Origin of the sequence: Methanospirillum hungatei JF-1 (genome assembly GCF_000013445.1) — an archaeon.
Taxonomy (GTDB): Archaea; Halobacteriota; Methanomicrobia; order Methanomicrobiales; family Methanospirillaceae; genus Methanospirillum; species Methanospirillum hungatei.
The window spans coordinates 2,396,824-2,415,550 of record NC_007796.1 but is presented as its reverse complement, the minus strand read 5'-3'; the positions used below and the strand labels follow the sequence as shown (position 1 = coordinate 2,415,550).

14 protein-coding genes and 1 pseudogene are annotated in these 18,727 nt (G+C 33.8%); 2 read left to right on the top strand and 13 right to left on the bottom strand.

Features of this window, described 5'->3' with window-relative positions; genetic code table 11:
* Nucleotides 1-74: 74 nt before the first annotated feature.
* Nucleotides 75-236 (bottom strand): hypothetical protein, encoded by a 162-nt coding sequence (locus tag MHUN_RS19235; protein WP_204222965.1) that lies wholly within the window; start codon nt 234-236, stop codon nt 75-77.
* Between the two features lie 221 nt (nt 237-457).
* Here MHUN_RS19235 and MHUN_RS11085 point away from each other — a divergent pair, with 221 nt between their 5' ends.
* Nucleotides 458-1,399, top strand: a complete 942-nt coding sequence (locus MHUN_RS11085) for a GDP-mannose 4,6-dehydratase (RefSeq protein WP_011449100.1) — start codon at nt 458-460, stop codon at nt 1,397-1,399.
* Between the two features lie 58 nt (nt 1,400-1,457).
* Here MHUN_RS11085 and MHUN_RS11080 read toward each other — a convergent pair.
* The 4 genes and pseudogenes from MHUN_RS11080 to gmd all read right to left on the bottom strand — a co-directional run.
* A pseudogene (locus tag MHUN_RS11080) lies at nt 1,458-2,993 on the bottom strand (IS1182-like element ISMhu1 family transposase); the annotation flags it as partial.
* A gap of 76 nt (nt 2,994-3,069) precedes the next feature.
* Entirely contained in the window at nt 3,070-4,542 is a 1,473-nt protein-coding gene (gene ltrA, locus MHUN_RS11075) for a group II intron reverse transcriptase/maturase (RefSeq protein ID WP_011448231.1), read from the bottom strand.
* 836 nt (nt 4,543-5,378) lie between these two features.
* Entirely contained in the window at nt 5,379-7,205 is a 1,827-nt protein-coding gene (locus MHUN_RS11070) for a hypothetical protein (RefSeq protein ID WP_011449099.1), read from the bottom strand.
* Between the two features lie 193 nt (nt 7,206-7,398).
* On the bottom strand, nt 7,399-8,445 hold the full coding sequence (gene gmd / locus MHUN_RS11065) for a GDP-mannose 4,6-dehydratase (protein WP_011449098.1): 1,047 nt from the start codon (nt 8,443-8,445) through the stop codon (nt 7,399-7,401).
* A gap of 123 nt (nt 8,446-8,568) precedes the next feature.
* Between gmd and MHUN_RS11060 the strand changes: the two genes are divergently transcribed.
* A complete protein-coding gene (locus tag MHUN_RS11060) occupies nt 8,569-9,231 on the top strand; it encodes a class I SAM-dependent methyltransferase (protein ID WP_011449097.1) in 663 nt (220 codons plus the stop codon).
* 36 nt (nt 9,232-9,267) lie between these two features.
* Here MHUN_RS11060 and MHUN_RS11055 read toward each other — a convergent pair whose 3' ends face one another.
* From MHUN_RS11055 to MHUN_RS11020, 8 genes are all read right to left on the bottom strand, one after another.
* Nucleotides 9,268-10,380 (bottom strand): glycosyltransferase family 4 protein, encoded by a 1,113-nt coding sequence (locus tag MHUN_RS11055; RefSeq protein ID WP_011449096.1) that lies wholly within the window; start codon nt 10,378-10,380, stop codon nt 9,268-9,270.
* Between the two features lie 182 nt (nt 10,381-10,562).
* Nucleotides 10,563-11,663 carry a glycosyltransferase family 4 protein gene (locus MHUN_RS11050; RefSeq protein WP_011449095.1) on the bottom strand — a complete coding sequence of 367 codons (1,101 nt, stop codon included), beginning with the start codon at nt 11,661-11,663 and terminating at the stop codon, nt 10,563-10,565.
* Between the two features lie 98 nt (nt 11,664-11,761).
* On the bottom strand, nt 11,762-12,910 hold the full coding sequence (locus MHUN_RS11045) for a glycosyltransferase family 9 protein (RefSeq protein ID WP_011449094.1): 1,149 nt from the start codon (nt 12,908-12,910) through the stop codon (nt 11,762-11,764).
* A 308-nt stretch (nt 12,911-13,218) separates the two neighbouring features.
* Nucleotides 13,219-13,818 carry a hypothetical protein gene (locus tag MHUN_RS11040; RefSeq protein WP_011449093.1) on the bottom strand — a complete coding sequence of 200 codons (600 nt, stop codon included), beginning with the start codon at nt 13,816-13,818 and terminating at the stop codon, nt 13,219-13,221.
* A gap of 116 nt (nt 13,819-13,934) precedes the next feature.
* Nucleotides 13,935-15,053, bottom strand: a complete 1,119-nt coding sequence (locus MHUN_RS11035; RefSeq protein WP_011449092.1) for a DegT/DnrJ/EryC1/StrS family aminotransferase — start codon at nt 15,051-15,053, stop codon at nt 13,935-13,937.
* Between the two features lie 125 nt (nt 15,054-15,178).
* Nucleotides 15,179-15,811, bottom strand: coding sequence for an acetyltransferase (locus MHUN_RS11030; RefSeq protein ID WP_011449091.1), 633 nt, complete (start codon nt 15,809-15,811; stop codon nt 15,179-15,181).
* The gene (locus MHUN_RS11025) at nt 15,808-17,400 is read right to left on the bottom strand and encodes a glycosyltransferase (protein WP_011449090.1); all 1,593 of its coding nucleotides are present in this window, start codon (nt 17,398-17,400) and stop codon (nt 15,808-15,810) included. Before MHUN_RS11025 ends, MHUN_RS11030 begins: the two co-directional genes overlap by 4 nt.
* On the bottom strand, nt 17,390-18,652 hold the full coding sequence (locus tag MHUN_RS11020) for a hypothetical protein (RefSeq protein ID WP_011449089.1): 1,263 nt from the start codon (nt 18,650-18,652) through the stop codon (nt 17,390-17,392). The genes MHUN_RS11025 and MHUN_RS11020 overlap by 11 nt, the downstream gene beginning before the upstream one ends.
* Nucleotides 18,653-18,727: the final 75 nt, after the last annotated feature.

Here is an 18,727-nt window from a genome sequence, read left to right as displayed (position 1 = left end):
GGCGTTGTCAATATATATAGATCTTTCTATAATAAAAGTTAACTGCGTAACTCCTATCAAAGAAAGCAGATGAATTATCCATCCCGATCCTCTCTTATTATTGGTACTGCACCGGGTCCTGAACTCATTTGGCTGCATATTTTTGTTGCCTTTTGCAAAAGTTGCTCTTTTCTTTTTCTTTTCACATATATTTCTATCAGGGATCGAATATCTGCCTGTATATCTTCGTCTTTCATCTCTTCCATAAGAGAACGTATACGGGGATCAATTCTGATGCTGTATACTGCAGACTCAGCCATAATTGTATATAAGAGGGGCAGTTTAAATATCTTAATGTTTATCCTTTGGGGAGAAAATAAAATCTGCAATTTCACAGAACTATTAGCCTGCCTGACTTACATGTATTCTAATCTGAATAATAATACAATTAATACTGGATGGTGGGATTGGTACAAGTATGAGTAAGCGATATCTTGTCACGGGTGGTGCAGGCTTTATCGGTTCACATCTCAGTCAGGCACTGGCAGCCAGGGGTGACCGGGTCATCATTCTTGATTCACTTGATTCTGGAAAATTGTGTAATATCTCCGACCTTCTTGAAGATGACCATGTTGAGTTTATTGAAGATACAATTTTAAATGGTTCCCGACTTGTTTCACTTTGTAACGGCATTGACGGGATATTCCATCTTGCTGCCCTGGTGTCAGTCCAGCGTTCAATTGATGATCCTCGATTAAATCACCGGATAAATATTGATGGGCTTTTTGAAGTATTCGAGGCTGCGAGACTTGCCAGGGTTCCTAAAATTGTACTTGCATCATCTGCCGCCCTCTATGGAAATGACTATCTTCCGCCCCATAAAGAGACATTTGCTTCGGTTCCTCTTTCGCCATACGCAGTTGGAAAATGTCTTTCTGAATTATACGCTGCAGTGTATACTGATTTATATGGTGTTCATTCGGTTTGCTTACGGTTTTTTAATGTATATGGTCCGAAACAGGATCCTTCTTCTCCCTATTCAGGGGTAATATCCAAATTCATGGATGCCATCTCCCGGGACGATGGGTTTACGATATTTGGAGATGGAGAACAGACCCGGGATTTTGTCTATGTTCTGGATGTCGTTCAGGCTTTAATCCTTTCAATGGAGAAGAGTGTATCTGGTGTCTTTAATGTTGGTACTGGTGCGAGTGTATCGATTAATCACCTTGCCAGGACAATTATGGAGGTTTCAGGGAAAAAGGTGGGGATTCGATATCTTGATGCCCGTGATGGGGAAGTCAGGCATTCGTGTGCAGATATTTCAAAGATATCTGATGGAATGGGGTATAAGCCCGGGTATTCACTGATAGAGGGGCTTAGTGAGACGTATTCATGGTGGATAGAAAAACAGGGTTAATCCCCGTTTTTTGTGAATAATGATATGATATTCTGACATTATAGAGGGTGTTGCATGACTAAAATTTGGAAAATTTTTGGTAAGTACTTTTTCTTATCAACATCTTTAGAAAATTGTCTCCGATCATTCTGCCCAAAGATGATAATGCATCGGACAATATTGAATAAGGTATTCTAATACCCACTCCCTTATTACAGATAATATGCCGCTTCTTTTGCAGGATCAGTTCTCTGAATTTCTTCAACTCCCCTCTTGAACAGACCTTCCGAAGATTCTGTGTTAAACAAATCAAACTCCATTCATCCTGACAATGTGATATTCCCCTTCTCTGCAATTTTCTTAAATTGCGATTTTCTTTAATCCATCCAAATGCGGGTTCAACAATCGTTTTTCGTTGTGAATATGTCTTTTTGGCGCCATACGGAGTCATTGTCACTTCCATAATCCCTTTAGCAATAGAAGCGGGTGTTGGAATATTATCATCTTGAATGAGATTTCTCGTACACCAATCACCAATAGATGCTAACGTTGGAATACTGCAAATGCCATCAAAAAGTTGATCGGAAATTCGTTCAAGTTCAAGTAAACTTCTCTCGAGGCCTCTAATACTGAAAATATCTGGTTCATGGCATGTAGAACAGAGAAATCCAATATCCTGCTGTTTCATATACAGATAGTTTTCATAGCTCCAATAACCAGCATCAGTAAGTAAATTAAGATATTCAAGCGATAAGCCGGTTAATTGAGCAATTTCCTCTAATCTTTCATAACATGGTTGAAGTAATCTGTAATCAACGGGTGAATTACTTAAAAACGGAACCAGAATATAGCCATCCTGGTTTACAATTATCTGGCCATTATATCCTTGAATACAACCAGGCCCACTTTTCATTATTGAACTATCAGGATCTGTAGTGTTTGCAAGACTTTGCTCATCAGGGTTTTTTGCAGGCTTTTTAGGTTTTCTACCTCGTTTCCTTTTTCCAGACTCTCTCTCCTCTTCCTCCCTTTGGGCAATCTTCTCTTCCTTTTTTTGGGATTTCTCCTTATGTTCAGCCTCAAGTCGTTCTTTTGCTTGAATGAATCGTTTTATCCTTTTTGAGTGAGTCTTAAAATCATCGGGAACCTCGTTACCTGATTTATCCGGGCCATAAAGACGATCCTCGACATCATCTTTTTCTTGGACTTCCTTTAGATATTTTTGAATTTCTCCCTCAATCTTTTCATATGGCATGTTCGATCCAAGTGAAGCATTCGCCTTTAGTTTTGTTCCATCCAAGGCGAGAAGGACGTTATTGATTAATCCTGCTTCATTAAGGAGAGTCAATACTGGAATGAAAAGTTGTCCAATAAAAGAACTGTTTTTCTTGATAAATCGCGAGATTGTGGAATGGTCTGGGAGAGAATTGCGGGTTACTATTCTAAATCCTACATCTTATCTGCATTTATTCTCTATTTGACGGCTTGAACGAACTCCATTGAAATATGAGTAAATGATTAAACCAGTCATTATTTCTGGATGATAAATTGCCGCACCCCGGCCGTCTTCCCGGTATTCCTTATATAATGGGGATAGGTCGAGAATGTCGAATAGCCAGGTTAGGTTACCCTAACCCAGCCTTCCAAGAACGGACCGTGCGATTTTCACCGCAATCCGCTCAAGTTTTTCACTACCCGCTTTTATGGGCGTAATGAAGGAACATCCGTATCGATCTTTGCTTTGAGAGGAAAACTCCTTTTCTGTGTTCAAAATACTCGGTATCAATAAACGGATTTGCATCCAGTTTTATGAATTTCCGGTATTGAATTTTGGTGTTGGAGAAGTTTTCGAGAGTAAGAGTAGAGGTTCTAAAGACCTGTTTTTTGGTAAGTGTTGGGTGCCAGTATTTTCTGGCAATCCATCTCTTCCCTTTATTATTATGACGGCGCTTTGCCCATCTCCACAACATATTTCGGACAACCCAGTCAAGTTTCCCAAAGGTCATACTTGCAGAAACCGTCCGGTGATACATTGCCCATCCCTTAATTACGGGATTTAGGGCTTTGATAAGGTCTTCCTGTTTCCAGGCCTTCGCCGACTTAATGATTACCCTTACTTTATCAATGATTGCGGCAATAGCTTTCTTCGAAGGTTGTATCAGGAATTTGCCTTTGAATTTTCTGAAATTCCAGCCCAGGAAATCGAACCCCTCGTTGATATGAACGATTTTGGTCTTTTCCTCAGAGAGTTCAAGCCCTCGTTCATGAAGAAATTCAGTGATGAGTTCCTTGCACTGGAGTGCCGTTTCCTGTGAGTCTGCCGTTACGAGAAAATCATCTGCAAACCGTATGAGATGAACCTTATTTCCGGGAAAGTGTTCTTTCAACATTCTTTCCATGCCGTCAAGAGCCATGTTAGCCAATAAGGGGGAAATTAAGCCGCCTTGGGGCGTACCTGACTTGTTACGGTAGAGTATTCCATCATAAATATAACCGGCTTTCAGGAATTGGTTAAGGATTCTTTGGTCAAGAGGGATGTTATCAAGCATCCATTGGTGTGCGAAATTATCGAAGCACCCGCGGATATCACCTTCTAATATCCATTGACCTGAAGTCTTTCTGCTTAAGCACTGAAAAGTGTATGAAGCAGCATCCTGTGCATTTCGCTTCATTCGGAATCCGAATGATGTCTTGTCTGCTGTGGTCTCAGCCCAAGGCATAAGAGCCATTGCATACAAAGCTTGCATAGCACGGTCATACATGGTTGGAATCGAAAGAGGTCGCATTTTACTCGATTGCGGTTTAGGGATGTAGATTCTCCGGAGAGGTTTTGCCCGATAGCCCTTGTCCGAAAGCGTTAATGCTGCTTTCATTTTCTGTTCAGGGGTGGTCCATTTTTCCCCATCTACTCCTGCACTTCTTTTACCTCTGTTTTTGGTTACTCGTTGTACTGCCAACATTTTTGCATAAAACGAATGTGTAAGCAGATACTGGAGTCGTCTTGCAAGTCGATATTGGCCGTTCTTCACTGCTTTTGCGATACGTGTCTGAAGTCGCTTTACATAATCTCTTGCTTTAGCAAATGGAAATTTCTTCCATTGTTTTGCAAGTTTTCTGTCCGAGATGTCCTCGCTTTTATGCGTAATTGAACTTATCCCGTTCATTGAAACCATCCTGTTCGCCGTGAAAAACCAGCTGCACGTCGGCACCCTTTCAGGTCAGGGCAAAGTTTGAACCCCTATCCACAGCCATTACAGCCGGGCATTCGCGTTTTGCAGCCTCCTACTCCCACTACGCATGTGGTTCCTCTCACAAGGTTCTTACCTAAAAAAATTTTTTTTTTTTTTTTTAGGAGCGTATTGGGTTTTCCAAGTTCAATAAATCGGATAATTGTGGTATTTTAGGACCCGCCCATAGACCGGAATCAGCTTCGTCCATTCGTACCAGCATAATTCAAGCTACTGATACCGTGATTCTCCCTCAGTGGGGACAGGGGCAAATCTCTTTCCTCCTGATATAATTAACGATCCTGCAGCGGTTCAACGTTTGTTTGTCCATGATACCTTTCCCTGGCAGCTTATCCCAAAGAGACTATGGGAATCACCACGTTGTTCCTGCAGCTTCGCACCCGTTTATTGCTAAACACGCACGTGCAGGTAGGGACGCCCAGAATGGATTGGGTGGCGTTCCCGATTTTAAACCGGGTTCGCAATCCGATTTACTGCTTCTTGTCGCACTGAGATTAAATCAATTAGTATATGAAAGAAAGCATCACTCGGACCCCAGTCTCTAATATCCTCAGGGAGAAGGTAAAGTTGTTCAAAATCCCGACCTATCGTATTATACATTGAGTATATGTTGGACGTACTAAGGTAAAGTACTTTTGATTGACCTTAGTTAAAAAATTATGGGGGGATCTGAGTTGTGCAACACCCTCTGTATTGCCAAAATTGATTTATGCATCAGCCTCTGAAATGATTATAAAATCAGTATTTGAAACTCAATTTGATTTTGGATAATAATAAACGTCTGTAAAAAATAATAGAGAATTTCTGTAACCCCCCTCTGGACATCCATTTTTCGGATCACATAATTCCCATGGGATGCCTTTTTCATCAAGTAAAACTGCACTAACCGGACTGACAAGATTAAATGAATTATCTGGAAAAGTATTTTTCAGACCCACTGGTAATGCAGCATTGCTTTTTATGTGTGAAAAAGCATCTTCGTAATGATCAGTAATATAAGAAGCACGCGTATATGAATGATAACTAATAAGGATCATATTTATGAGCAAAAGAATAACCAATAACGCAGATATGACTTTTATTACGCTACTTTTTTTCAATAATGTAATTGCGAGGACAAAAACAGGTATTAAATAAAATTGAGGTACCATCCTTGCCCACCAACATGCAGTATGAAGAATAACTGATAAAAAGATAAAAAATATCGAAATCAGTAATATTCTTTCATCCTCTGATTGGATTGTCCTTATTATGAATAATAGTCCGATTACTGTTATAAGGGTGATAAGGCCTATCAGAGGACCAAAACCATTAATTTTATCTTCTCCGGTCATGCTAAAGGTATCAGCTAATGAGACTTCAAATGGATTATTTAATCCTGTATATGATTGTGAGGGAGAAGAAAACAGAGATAATAAAAATAATGCTCTTGGAACCATCCAGCCAGGTAAATTGTCATTCGAAAACCCTGTATATTCTTTTGTATAGGATTCTGGAGTAGTTTTCGAAAACTCTGATCCTAGCGGTGATTTTGTAGTGATATAATTCGAAATGTATGGAGAATATGCAGTAATACAAAATAAAAATCCGAGAATTAATAATATTGCCGGAAAATATCTGAAACTTTCTTTTTTATATAAATACGTGAGTGTGCCTAAAAGAGTTATGAGAATTGGAACAAAAAGAAGAGCTGAACCCTTACTACTCAATAATAATGTTAATCCGAGTAGCAGAGATAATAGTGTGTATTTTTGAGCATTTCCTTTGATGAAAAGCAAAATTAATGAGATTAATATTAAAAAGAGTTCTGAAACGAATCCATCATTGTAAAATTGTGTGGATTGCATTAACCAAATTGGATTTGAAACTGCTAGTATAGAAATAATTAAAGCAATATATTTTCTTTTCAAAAAAAAGAGAGAAAAAGCTGAATATGTTATAGTCAAGCTAGCAAAAAAAATTATAAAATTTACTGCTTTAACTGATTCTAATGATTTTGTGCATAAATAAATGTATGACGCAATTAACTCAACTGCTTTTGGATAGGTATTTCCTTTATGATCACCGACGATGATCTTTCCACCAAAAACGTCTGGTGTTGAGCCAGTTATCGGGTTCCATCCATGAATGAAAAATAATGAGTATGGTTTATGATATGCATTCGAATCATATCCATCATCAATGAAGGCAGATCCAAGCATTATAGAAATAATAATTAATATTGCACAAATACTGATTATTTTTGCTGCATAAAGCAATGATAGTTTTATTCTTTCAGTTTTGGAAATAATATGAGTAGATCGATAAAATATGGATAGGAATGGTACCAAGAATGAACAGATAAATGAAATAATTATGGTAAAATAATTAACTGTGATATTACAGTAAAAAAATATTTGTGTAAAAATGAAAAGAAGAGCAAAGAAATTTAAAAGTGTAGTGCCTGTGTATAAAAATAAATCTGCAAAATCAATTTTTTTCAAGAAATCGAAAACATTTTCCTTCTTTTTGAAGAAGATTTTGTTATAGGTGGAAATGTTTCCTATGTTAATTTTATGTCTATTAAAGTGGTTTGTCATAATTCCTATAAATATATACTTCTTGGTATTTACGGCAATGAATAAAAATGAATCGAAATCATTCAGAACCGACCCTCGTTGCTACTGGTGCAGTTATTAATGAGTTTTCTGTAATTTTGATAAATCCTGTTTTCATCACGGGCTTATTTGTAAATTGTGTTGGTAAGAATGGTTGTATAAATAGAGAAGAGGATCAATCCCTGCCCCACCATCTGCCTGGGAATTTCTTATCAAGTATCTCATACCCTTCTCCTACCGGTGATAATCCTGCTGCTTTCATATCTGCATCAACCATGATCTTCACCAGTTCAGAGAATTTGATCTTTGCCTTCCACCCGAGTTTCTTCTCTGCTCGTGACGGGTCAGCAAGGAGTGCTTCAACTTCTGTCGGTCTGAAATATTTCTGATCAATTTTTACATGCTTCTCGGGGTCCAGACCTGCATAGGCAAAGGCTGCATCTACAAACTCCTGTACTGTATGGGTCTCACCGGTTCCGATGACATAGTCATCCGGAGTATCCTGCTGGAGAATCTGCCACATACATTCTACATATTCTGGAGTGAATCCCCAGTCACGTTTCGCCTCAAGGTTTCCAAGGTAAAGATATTTCTCTTTTCCGGCAAGGATTGCTGCAATACCTCGGGTAATCTTCCTGGTGACAAATATTTCACCTCTTCGGGGTGATTCGTGGTTAAAGAGGATGCCATTGCAGGTGAACATGTTATAGCCGTCCCGATAATTCCTGGTCATCCAGTATGCATAGAGTTTGGCGCAAGCATAGGGACTTCTGGGCCAGAAACAACTCTCTTCGTTCTGTGGTGGAGCAATATGTCCAAACATCTCGCTGGATGATGCCTGGTAGAAACGGATAGCCGGGTTACTTCTCCTGATGGCTTCAAGAATCCTTGTTGTTCCAAGGGCGGTTACATTCCCGGTATATTCAGGGGTTTCAAAGCTGACTCTGACGTGGCTTTGTGCACCGAGGTGGTAGATCTCATCTGGTTTGATATTATAGAGGACATGTGAGATCATCTCAGAGTCGGAGAGATCACCATAATGGAAGAAAATTCGTGCATCAGGATCATGGGCATCGACGTATATGTGGTCAATTCGGTGGGTGTTGAAGGTTGAGGCCCGGCGGACAAGCCCGTGGACCTCGTAGCCTTTTGAAAGGAGTAATTCGGCGAGATAGGAACCATCCTGCCCGGTGATACCGGTGATGAATGCGGTTTTTGTCATTGATTAATTATTATTTGATGGTAGATGGGAAAAAGGTAAGGTTAGCATGGAGAAGTGAAATGGTGTATATACTTAAGTCTGATGTTGAAAAATCACCAATATTAATATTTATGTAAACAAACAATGTGGGAAGGAGTTGGCACTATCTGCGATACATATTCGGTCTGGGCAAAAAACTACCATAATTTTCGGCTTAATGTTCTACGTGATATTTTTATAAATAAATTACAGATAGAAAAGGATACAAAAATATTGGATATTGGGTGTGGTTCATGTATTTTTCGTGAATTTCTCTCACCTGAAGAATGTCCTGAAATCACTGCCTTTGATATTGATCCGGCGATATCCAATACGCATCCAATCACATTTATTGTGGATAATGCACAAAAGCCAGCATTAACTGGCAAATGGGATATTGTATATGCTGGAGAAGTTATTGAGCATCTCCCTTCTCCGAATGAGGCATTTATTGCCTGGGATAGGTTGCTTAAACCAGGTGGGTATATGGTTGTCACAACCCCGAATGGATTATTTCCAGATCAATTTGAGCAGCATATCTCTCTTATGTCTGTATCCAAAATGAAAAAAATGTTTGAATTACATAATTATAAAATCATTGAGATAATAGGCAATAACTTTTTCATACCATTTTTTGATTCTCTGGTTAAACCTCTATGGAGGTTTGAAAAGCTTGTGGATAATTTATATGATATTAAATTTAAATTGCCAGGCAAATATGGTATAATGGCTCGGAATATGATTTATATCGCTCAAAAAGAATATTAGAATATCTTTTTTCCCACTTTTAAAAGGTTAATTTTGTCATTTCATTAATATACTTTCGTAGGATTGGATGGTTTTTTGAATACATTTTTCCCAAGTGAATTTTTCCGCTTGTTTCATATAATATTCTTTTAATTTCCTTCGATAATCTGGGTTTTCTATAATTTTTAATATGAGGTTTTTTAATTCTAGAACATTATCAGGATTTACCATCAATCCATTTTCACCCACAATTTCTGGAAGTGAGGATCTGTTAGATACAATTACTGGAGTTCCACATTTCATAGATTCAAGTGGGGGAAGTCCAAATCCCTCATATTTTGAAGGGAAAACAAAAACTTCTGCTCCATTGTATAATAAGGGGAGTTCTTCGTATGGAATAAAATTTAATACTCTGATTTTTTTTTCTAATTTTAATGAATGAATTAATGAAAATATCTCATCATATTTCCATGATGGTTTCCCAGCTAGAACTAAATTTAAATCAGGTTTTTTTTTCAGACACATCCAAAAAGATTTTATCAGGTTAGGAATATTTTTTTTAGGTTCTAGTGCACCCACAAATAATATATATGGGTTTAACAAAGATTTTTTTAACTTATATTGTTGAATCAAATCGTGATCATAAGGCCTAAAATGATTAGAAACACCTAAATGAGTTACATCAATTTTATCTGGAGGAATTTGATATCTAATAATAAGATCTCTTTTAGTATGTTCTGAAATTGCAAGTATTTTGTCCGATCTTTCTAGTACTCTGGGAAGAAGGTTCCGAGATTGCCAGGCATACACTGGTGTTACTAACTCTGGAAATAATATTGGTATGAGATCAAAAATGGTAATTATATATTTTTTATTTTTTGGGGGATATACAGGGTATTGACACATATTATGAATAAGATCAAATTGAGAAAATAACTTCTTTTGAAGAGACGCAGATAAACTCCAAATGAGATAGTTGAAAGGAATGGGCGGATTTTTTGGATGAATGCACTGACAACCCCTAATAATATCACCCGTATGATCAGCAATTTGAGTAATCTTATAATTGGCTGACAGGCCCTGAAGGATATTGAATGCATAATTTGCCATTCCAGTTTGGTTTTGCTTAAGGTTTCCTGTTATTGCTCCAATAGGTTTTAATGATGACATTTTTCACCTTTTGTATTCATAATAGTCTTGAAAAATTCCTAGGATTTTAATTAATTCTTAAATCTCTATTGGCACATAATTATCGCATTATGAAAAAAATTAGATTTCCTCTAGGGTAATATTTAACCAATCAGTTCAATGAATAAATCGAATAATTTGCTATTAAATATTCAGTCAAAATTCTATTTACACATAATTTCTTCGTATACTCCATAGGTCATGTCTGCAGTTTTTTTCCAGGAAAAATGTTTTGATCTTTCTAGGCCATAATATGATAGTTCTTCACTGAAATGATTATCAGATAAGATTTTTTTTATCTCATTTGCTAAAGTTATAGGATCACTTGGGTCTATCATAACCCCGCCATCTCCTATTATTTCTGGAAGGGAAGATGTATTAGAGGCAATAACTGGTGTACCACATTGCATGGCCTCAAGTGGGGGTATTCCAAATCCCTCATATTGTGAGATATATATAAAGAGTTCTGCGGCATTATACAGGCCTGGAAGATCAGTCAGAGGGACGTATCCCAAAAATCGTACCTTTTCCTGAATGTGAAGTTGATTCAAACGCTGAAAGACCTCTTGGTAATACCATCCCTTTTTCCCTACAATCACCAATTCAAGATCAGGAAACCATTTTATGCAGTATGAGAAAGATTCTAGTATTTTTGAAATATTTTTTCTCGGTTCAATCGTTCCTACATAGAGAATAAATGGTTTAAATAAATTATATTTATGAATTATTTTTCTGATATCACTTTCAGATAATTGTCTATAGATACGATCTGCAGCCGCTGGGATTACTTCAATTTTATCGTTTGGTACATGATATATCTCAATAAGATCTCTTTTTGTTGAATGTGAATCTGCTAATATTTTATCGGCAATAGAGAGATTATGAGAAAAAAATAATTTTGTATGTCTTACCGTTCCTTTGGGAATAAATTGGGGGAATTTTTTAAATATGATGTCATGAACCGTTAAAACATAGTTTTCATGTGGTTTAATGGGGAATAATGCCAGTGTCGGGCTGTGAACAAGGTCCAGATCCTTAAACAAATATTTCTGGAATGAAACAGCACAAGACCAGACCATCATTCCAGTTGATGAGATTGTATATGGGATAATTTGATTTTTTATATTATAGCTATACCCTTTTGGATGTCGAATAATTGATAAATCAATTTGAAAAGTTTTAAATTCATTAATTAAATTACAAATATAGTTACCAATCCCAGTTTCTTCTTGATTGTGATCACCAGTAAAGATGCCTACTTTCATATTGAAGTTTTGAGAAATTTATTCTACATTTAAACCTATATGAAATCTAAAATAGAAGTCATATTATGTATTCAAATTTTTCAGTATTAATTTTTAACTCATAGGTGTTTTAATCCCAATTTATTTATTAGATTGTTCTGCAACCATTTTGATTTACATATAACTTTGATAAAGCTAGTTAATAAATTTATTTTTAAGCCATATCTTTTTATTGTAAACTTTAAGGATAATAATGCGTCTTTATATTTTCTTTTTTGTAATAATTCAAGTGAAATTACAGTTGCATAGTATTTAAAGTCTAATGGAATTTTTTGATGATATTTTAATCGAGATAATGCAAAATTTTGAGAAAAAATCATTTCAATACAGTCTATTAATGTTGATGGAGTACATTCTGACATCTCAATAATCATGTCAGATTGAATCCCATGATACTCATGATCATAAATAAAAGATGCATACATTGATGTTTCTTTCTTTATTAATTGAATCATGGGTAATGGTTTTGCATATTCTGAAGTACAAAGCCATGAAATACCACTTGAACAACCAATTAAAAGAGAGCAGAATTTTGTTAATTCAGCATTTTCACGAAAAGATAATACGCTTCCGTCAATAATTTGCTTATTATTTGAATGAAATGCTTCATTAGAGGAAAGAATTATGCATAAATCTTTGTGTTTGTGTGTAATATTGCTTGCAACGTTATATGCAAAATCCCATGTAACAAAAGATTGGCCACTTTTTGGTGAGCATTCAAAGAGGATAACAGTTTTAAAGTTCTCTAATTTATGAGATTGTGCGAATGCATGAACATTTTTAATTTCGCTTTCATATAATTGCACAACTGGCGCAAGAGGGACTGTTATTGGTTTATTATATGCGCGAAAAATTGCGGATCGTAGCGTACCATCAAAATATTTAATATTTCCTGGAAATACCTGTGTTAGAAATATTTCATCATAATCTCCCTTATTTTTTCTTATCCACGCTTCTTTTTGGAAATTTTCCCAACAACTTAACAATTCATCCCTATTTGAGATTGGGTATTCCCAAATATCATCTATATAGGGATTATTATCTATTATTGAGCGGTATATGGTTCCAATCGCCCATGTGATATATGAGTCAGGGTAATCATTTTTTAACTGACGTGCAATTGTGGTTGCATATAAGCAATCGCCAAAAGAACCCAATTGGCCGATTAAAAACTTTTTCTTATGATATAAATAATCTTTATTTTTCATGTAGTAATATCACGAATAGTATCCAAAATAAAAAAAAGTCATTGTAAAATCATTACAAAATAATCTAGGGAAAATACCTCTAGTTTTCAAATTAAACCTATAAGTAGTGTTTTTGAAAATAATTAGATTTTTTAGTTCTCTATTTGTGCAGAATATTAACAAATTACGTACCTCATTTTGAAAATTCTAACACGATTAAACTTTTAGCTCCTTTTTCATCTACAGGATCTAGATAATCTAGATTTTTAAAAACCACTTGTTTCCAATTATAGTTCTGATCGCGTATCATTACTGCATTACAAATCTTTTTACAGGCAATTTTTTTCAATTTTTCTCGATTTAAAAAAATGATCTAATTTAGGACTTTGACCAAAAGGAAAAGTGACAATAAAAGTGCCCCCCTCTAATAATAAATTTTGAATAACATACTCCATATTTTTAACAGCGATACATCTTTCCTTGTCAATATTTAAACCATGAATTTGCTCATAATCATCATCCATATGTTCAAATGTTGAAATTGAAAAAATAAAGTCATATTTCTTATTTGTTGAATAATTAGCAATATCTATGTTAATAACATTAAATCCCTTCTCATATTTATCCACGATATCAATTTTTTCATTAAAAATCGTCCCGAAAAAATCATAATAATGGCTAGACACGTTTCCAATTTCAAGAACATTAGATGGTTTTAATCTTTGTAAATATTCCCCTATTATTGGAATCTCAATTTTTCTTTCCGTAACATAAAAATTATTATACGAATGAAAAAAATATTGTAATTTTGTTCCATTATAAAAAAAATCTGTTTCTTTTTGCAATTTTAGGGAAATTAAATAAAAAATTTCATCCCAATTTAGATATGGTAAAAAACGGATTGATAAGAATGCCTTAAGTCCTTTCATGTTATCACATAATTGATTTTTTAAATTTGTTTGAAATTTGAATAATTTTAATGTTTTCCATTTTAAAATGGAATTTCATGTACTTTCTGCAGTTAAAAGTTTTCACAGAATTCATTTCAATTAGATTTATAATATTCATGTATAATATTACAAATAGTTGAAATATCATTATCTGATAAATTGGGAGAGCTAGGAAGATTGATTCCTCTTTCACTAATAGATTCTGCTACAGGAAATTTTGCATAACGCTTGTTGTACATAGGCATTTTATGGATGGGATGGAAAACTGGCCTTGTTTCGATCCCTTTATTTTTTAAAAAAAAACGTAAATTTTCTTTATCATCCTTTTTAGAAACCATAATTGAAAACATCCAATATGAGTGTATAGCTGGGTAAATTTCTTCATGGAATTGTATTGGCAAATTTAATGTTTTTATATTCTTTTTATAAAGTTCTGCAATATTTCTTTTTTTCCTAATAATGAGGTTAATATTCTCTAATTGTGCTAGTCCAATAGCTGCACAAATATTTGTCATCCTGTAGTTATATCCTATTGTATCATGCCAATATTCTGCATCTTGAACTAATCCTTGAGTCTTAATGTGATAACTTCTTTTATAAAGTTCCTCGTCATTAGTTACAACCATTCCTCCTTCGCCTGTAGTAATTGTTTTATTTCCATAAAAACTGAAAGTGGCAATGTCACCAAATGTTCCAACATGTTTGTCCTGATAATAAGTTCCGATAGCCTCTGCGCAATCTTCGATTAAAAATAGTCCATATTCGGTGCAAATTTTCTTCAATTCAATTATATCACATGGATGGCCATATAAGTGAACTGCCATAATTGCGCGTGTTTTCGGTGTGATTTTTCGAATTACATCTGATGTGTCCATCTGCCAATGTGATTCTTTTGAGTCAACAAAAACTGGTGTAGCACCCACATGGACAATTGAATTAGCAGATGCTACATATGTGAGTGTAGGTACTATTACTTCATCTCCTGGGCCGATACCAAGAGCCATTAAAGCTAAGTCTAATGCTATTGTTCCATTGCATACTGAAGTGGCATAGGTAATGTTGATAAAATTTGCAAAAGAATTCTCAAAAAGATTAATATATTCTCCTTTTGAAGAGATCCATGATGTATCTAAACAGTTCATTACATATTTTTTTTCATTCCCAAAGAAAATTGGTTCGTAAACAGGGTATTTAATGTCTTGTAGGAGTTTCATTTTTCCACCAAATGTATTGATAAATATCAATAATTCATCTCGTTCTTCTATACTTATCCTAATTAATTGCTATAAATATTTTTTATGATCAAATTCAAGATTTTCTGAAAAATAGCAACCTTTTTTTAATGATTTAGTCTAACTTTTGCAGGAATCCCAATATATATACCAGGATCTTCAAGGTTTTTTGTAACAACAGCTCCTGCTCCTGTAGTTATTAGAGATGAAATCTCTAAATTATCTCTTATTACTGTTCCAGCACCAATAAAGCATAGATCTCCTATTATACATTTTCCTGCCACGATCGCACCAATTGCGATATGGGTGTGATATCCAATTTTACATTCATGTTCAATAATGGCTTTTGTATTTATTATTACGTTGTCAGATATATGTACACTCGGTCCAATGTAAGATTGATGCCCAATTACAATTCCAATCCCTAATTTTGCATTTTGTGAAATATATGAATTTGGAGAAATTAGGTTGATAGGTTGAAAATGTTTTTCAATTAACCATTCAAACATAATTTTCCTTTTTTTATTATCTCCAAATGCCACAATAAATCTTTGAAATTTGGGGTTTATGGTTGATAAATCTTGAATTATTGGAAATCCATAAATTTTTTCACCATCAAGTCCGTTCTCGTCAATTATTATAATATTCTTCCAGCCGGATGATAATGCAATATCTATAACGTTACGGGCATGTCCACCACAACCAAATATTAATAAATCATCTAAAGTATCATTAGTCATAATTTTTGGGTGATATTATAATAATCCTCAGCTACCTTTTTCCAACTACGGCTTACAGATTTTGAAAATAATGGTTCTTGCAATTTGAATAATAGGTCCCTGTTAAATACACCCCATATTATTTTATTTACCATATCTGTGATATCGTAAGGATCAAAAAGCATAATGTCTTTGAGGTTTGGATCTAAAATATATTCTTCCACTACAGGTATTTTTGACATAATTGAGGGTGTACCTACTGAATAGGCTTCGGAAAAAGTAAAAGGAAAACCTCCCTCTGCTAATGATGGATTAACTGCGATACTGGCTAAATTATATAAAGCAGCCATTAATTGTGAGGAAATTCTAGTAAATTGAATTATGTCGGTTTCCAAATGGTATTTATTAATGGTTTTCATAATTTTTGCGTCAGTTGAAAAATCGGCAGTGAGAATTAATTTAAGAAAAATATGCTTTTCGTCTCTTATCTTATAAATTGCCTTTACTAAATTTAAAATATTCTTATGGGGTCGGATTTGTGATGTGAACATTATGAATTTTGTGTCGATGAATCCTTTATATTGATTTAAATTATTCTCTTCCAAATAATTCATAATTATTTGGACCGACTTTTCTCTTTGAAAATTTGGATCAAAGTATTGAATTTTCTCCCTTACATATGCATTATCTGATAGTGAAATATGCCCATGAGGGATTACTGATACCTTTTTGTCATCTATGTTAAAAAATTTACAAACTTGTTGATTTTTTACATAATCACTATATGTTATGATTTGTGTTGCGAAATTTAAAGAAAGTTGAAAATGATCTTTCATTTTCACATAATGATCACTATCATTGTACCCTCTGCTGCTTAATTCGAATCCAACAGGAAATGCTGAGAAAACAATATCTGGAGCTATTACAATCGGATTGGGTATTTTTTCAACGATTAATGGCCAAAATAAAGTGGGGATGATCCATGATTTAATTCTCTCATTTTTTTGTGCAATCTTACATAATTTTTTATATTCACAATTAATAATTTCATCAGACAATTTATTATAAAATGACTGCACCTTTCTTTTAGATATTTTCTTATCAGGATTATAATGATTCTTTGTTCCAATTCTGTTGGATTTATACAATAAATTTTTATTATCATTTAAGAGTATAAAAGAAAAATAGATACAGTAAAAAATAGGGATTAATATAATTTGAATTAAAAATGGTATTTTTGCACAAAATTTTGTAATCCTATCTAAAAAAAACTCAGCCCAATTGAATGGTTTAATGCTTTTAGAATTCTCTTTATTTCTATATCTTTTCTCTCTATTTAAAAATAAACTCTCTAATCTTCTCTTGAAATTAAAAATAAGAGGTATTTTTCCCGTAGTAATAATACTTATGAATTCAGAGTTATGTAATTCAATATCCTTAAGAATTTTTTCCAAGTCACTTTTTGCCCATTCTGGAGATAATAACGTAATCTGTATTCTATTCTCTATCAATCCTTTTATGATAAACGATAATAACCGTGCTAACCCTTCACCAATAGAGAGTTCTCCCGGTAGAAATCCAATTGCAATACCAATTTCTCTATTTTTCATAGTATTTCTTTAATTCTTGCCAAAATTGTATGTGATTCTTATAATTATTGTGCTTATTCTTAATAAAATCACAATCTCCGAATTCTAATGATTTTTCCCCTCTTTTAATGCAAGATAAGTAGTAATTTAATTCATTCGCATTATTGAAGAAATTTGCATCGATAGAGTATTGCTTGCATAAATAATGTAGAATTGGATGTTCTATGCATAAAACCTGTTTTCCCATTATTGAGATATCTAATAAATAATCAGATATATAATTATCAATGAAAGGAATAAAAATAAATTGGGCATTTTTCAACATAAAATAATAATCCTTTCTAGATGGCATTAGGGAAAATTTTATCTGTTGTTTCTTGGTGAATTTTGACCCTAGTATTTTTTTTAATTTTAATAAATCAGGATCTGAATAGTAATTTATTTGAAATGGCGTACCGTTTTTTGTAAAAATAATTGTTAATTCATAATTACCATCAGAAAAATAATCTATAAAATATTCAATATTTTCAATAAATAGATCCATTGATCCAATATCTATTTGCCAAACTAAATAATAATTTAATGCCTTTTCATTTTCAAAAGGTATTTTATTTTCTGGAAGATATCGAAATAATGGTAGTAAATGAATTTTATTTTCTGGAATTAAATATTTTGAAACAAAATATTCTTTTAAAAATGGAAAGAAAGTTAAATAATTGGAAATTTCATTTGAGTGATGAAAAATTAAAGAATCTTTTAGAGATCCATTTGTTCCAATATATTCAATTGGATTTGGAACTAAGTATGATGTTTTTCTCAAAGCAGCTAAGTTAAAATATAAGTTGTTAGATATAATTATCCACCACGAGGTATCAAAAAAATCCGCCATCCCATCTCTTGGAATATAATAATTTCCTGCAAATGTAGATTTTTTTATTCCTTCAAGATAGCGAATTCTTTCAATATTATCGTTATTTACATATTCCCACCAAAATTCTCTAATAATGCATTCTGGGTCTAAATCTTTTAAAAATGGGTTTATTTCAGAATTTATTTCTTCCTGAATGCCTAATATTACTTTAACAAGATCATGTGATGATTTACTTCCTGCAATAATAGTATTTACTAGAGACACCGCAAATTGATAATTGAATTCAATATGGCTAATTTCTAAAGGATTAATTAATATCGCAATAGAATATTCCCTTTTACATGTAGATTTATGGTGACAGATATTTTCATTAAGGGTTTTGTCACATATTTTGTTTGACATATATATTTTTATACACCTTTTTCTCGCCGAATTAAAAAATAAGTTTAATGATAATAAATTTTATTATAATGTTTA

Bases quoted from the DNA above. Each gene is read 5' to 3' on its own strand.
- MHUN_RS19235 (WP_204222965.1), bottom strand. From the start codon at position 236: ATGAAAGACGAAGATATACAGGCAGATATTCGATCCCTGATAGAAATA.
- MHUN_RS11085 (WP_011449100.1), top strand. From the start codon at position 458: ATGAGTAAGCGATATCTTGTCACGGGTGGTGCAGGCTTTATCGGTTCA.
- ltrA (WP_011448231.1), bottom strand. From the start codon at position 4,542: ATGAACGGGATAAGTTCAATTACGCATAAAAGCGAGGACATCTCGGAC.
- MHUN_RS11070 (WP_011449099.1), bottom strand. From the start codon at position 7,205: ATGACAAACCACTTTAATAGACATAAAATTAACATAGGAAACATTTCC.
- gmd (WP_011449098.1), bottom strand. From the start codon at position 8,445: ATGACAAAAACCGCATTCATCACCGGTATCACCGGGCAGGATGGTTCC.
- MHUN_RS11060 (WP_011449097.1), top strand. From the start codon at position 8,569: ATGTGGGAAGGAGTTGGCACTATCTGCGATACATATTCGGTCTGGGCA.
- MHUN_RS11055 (WP_011449096.1), bottom strand. From the start codon at position 10,380: ATGTCATCATTAAAACCTATTGGAGCAATAACAGGAAACCTTAAGCAA.
- MHUN_RS11050 (WP_011449095.1), bottom strand. From the start codon at position 11,663: ATGAAAGTAGGCATCTTTACTGGTGATCACAATCAAGAAGAAACTGGG.
- MHUN_RS11045 (WP_011449094.1), bottom strand. From the start codon at position 12,910: ATGAAAAATAAAGATTATTTATATCATAAGAAAAAGTTTTTAATCGGC.
- MHUN_RS11040 (WP_011449093.1), bottom strand. From the start codon at position 13,818: ATGAAAGGACTTAAGGCATTCTTATCAATCCGTTTTTTACCATATCTA.
- MHUN_RS11035 (WP_011449092.1), bottom strand. From the start codon at position 15,053: ATGAAACTCCTACAAGACATTAAATACCCTGTTTACGAACCAATTTTC.
- MHUN_RS11030 (WP_011449091.1), bottom strand. From the start codon at position 15,811: ATGACTAATGATACTTTAGATGATTTATTAATATTTGGTTGTGGTGGA.
- MHUN_RS11025 (WP_011449090.1), bottom strand. From the start codon at position 17,400: ATGAAAAATAGAGAAATTGGTATTGCAATTGGATTTCTACCGGGAGAA.
- MHUN_RS11020 (WP_011449089.1), bottom strand. From the start codon at position 18,652: ATGTCAAACAAAATATGTGACAAAACCCTTAATGAAAATATCTGTCAC.